At 68.8% G+C, this 1,956-nt stretch carries 1 protein-coding gene; it reads left to right on the forward strand.

Annotated elements, in window-relative coordinates; translation table 11 throughout:
* On the forward strand, positions 1 to 1,956 hold a 1,956-nt coding region (locus tag ACRDUX_RS01955; RefSeq protein WP_526410489.1), incomplete at both ends, for a [protein-PII] uridylyltransferase.

The following is a 1,956-nucleotide window of genomic DNA, read 5'->3' on the forward strand; positions in this document are numbered from 1 at the left end:
CAACTGCTCACCGGTGGCTCACGGCTGGACTCGGCCGCGCTGCGCGACGCGCTCTTGGACTTGAACGAATTCTGGCTCACCACCAAGGCTGCCGAGATCGGCATCACGGCCACCAGCGGCTTTGCGATCGTCGCCACTGGCGGCCTCGGTCGCGGTGAGCTGCTGCCGTTCTCCGACCTTGACCTGACCCTGGTCCACGACAACATGCCTCGCGAGGTGGTGTCCCAGGTAGCCGAGCTGCTTTGGTATCCGTTGTGGGATGCGAACATTCACATCGACCACAGTGTGCGCACCGTGCCAGAGGCGCTCAAGGTCGCCGGTGAGGACATCTCGGTGGGGCTGGCCATGCTCGATGCGCGGCACATCGCAGGCGATTCCGATCTGTCGACGCTCCTGGTCGGTGGCGCCCGTCGCCAATGGCGCACCGGCATCGCCCCCCGCTTCTCCGAACTCGTCACCCACACACAGGCTCGCTGGGAGCGCAGCGGTCAGATCGCCCACCGCGCCGAACCCGACCTCAAGAACGGCCGTGGCGGGCTGCGCGACGTTCAGCTGCTCAATGCGTTGGCCATCGCGCAGCTGGCCGATGCCTATCCCAGCCGTTCGCTCGCCTCGCCCACCGGCTCGCTTGGCGATGCCCATCTCGCGCTGCTCAACGTGCGCACGGAGCTGCATCGCGTCTCGCGCCGCGGCAGAGAGATGCTCCAGGCTCAGTACGCTGACGAGATCGGCGCTGCCCTGCACATCGGCGACCGGTTCGATCTGGCCCGCATGCTCAGCGATGCGGCGCGCACCATCAGCTACTACGTCGACGCCGGGATCCGGACTGCGTCGAATGCCTTGCCACGCCGCGGGTTGTCGGCGCTGCGGCGTCCGGTGCGTCGACCGGTCGACGAAGGCGTCATCGAGTACGGCGGCGAGGTCATGCTGGCCCGCGATGCCCGCCCCGAACGCGACCCCGGCCTGATACTGCGAGTCGCCGCCGCTTCGGCCACCACCGGGTTGCCCATGTCGGCGTCGACGTTGAGCCGGCTGGCCGCGACGGCACCGGAACTCCGCACGCCGTGGCCCCGTCAGGCGCTCAAGGATCTGTTGGTCATGCTGGCCGCGGGACCCGCGACAGTGGCGACCGTCGAGGCGTTGGACCGAACGGGACTGTGGGGCAGACTCTTTCCGGAGTGGGGTGCCGTGCGGGACCTGCCACCCCGCGACGTCGTCCACATCTGGACGGTGGATCGGCATCTCGTCGAAACCATCTCGCGGGCAAGTGCCTTCACCACGCGGGTGTCCCGGCCGGATCTGCTGGTACTCGGCGCACTGGCTCATGACATCGGCAAGGGGCGCGGCGGTGACCACAGCGTCATCGGGGCCGATCTCGCGGTTCAGATCGGCACCAGGCTGGGCCTCTGGCCGTCGGACGTGGCGTTGCTGTCCAAGATCGTCCGCTACCACCTGCTGCTGCCCGACACCGCCACGCGCCGCGACCTGCAGGACCCCAAGGTCATCGCCGCAGTCGTCGACGCGTTGGACGGTGACCTGGTGCTTCTCGAGCTGCTGCATGCGCTCGCCGAGGCCGACTCCCTGGCCACCGGGCCGGGAGTATGGGGCGATTGGAAGGCCTCGCTCATCGGCGACCTCGTGCGTCGGTGCCGGCTGGTGATGGCCGGTGAGCCCCTGCCGACTCCCGATCCCGTCGAGCCACGGCATCTCATCCTGGCTGCCGACGGCGCGGTGCACGTCGAGCTGGCGGCGGGGGACAGCGCGCACGTCTTCGACGTCACGATGATCGCCCCGGACCGCAGAGGGTTGCTCTCCAAGGCCGCCGGGGTGTTGGCCCTGAACTCGCTGCGGGTGCACTCGGCGTCGGTCAACAGTCACGAGGGTGCCGCGATCAATACGTTCGTCGTGTCACCACACTTCGGCGCGCCCCCCGCGGCCGAGCTGTTGCGCGAGCAG

Origin of the sequence: Mycobacterium sp. (assembly GCF_050701675.1) — a bacterium.
Taxonomy (GTDB): Bacteria; Actinomycetota; Actinomycetes; order Mycobacteriales; family Mycobacteriaceae; genus Mycobacterium.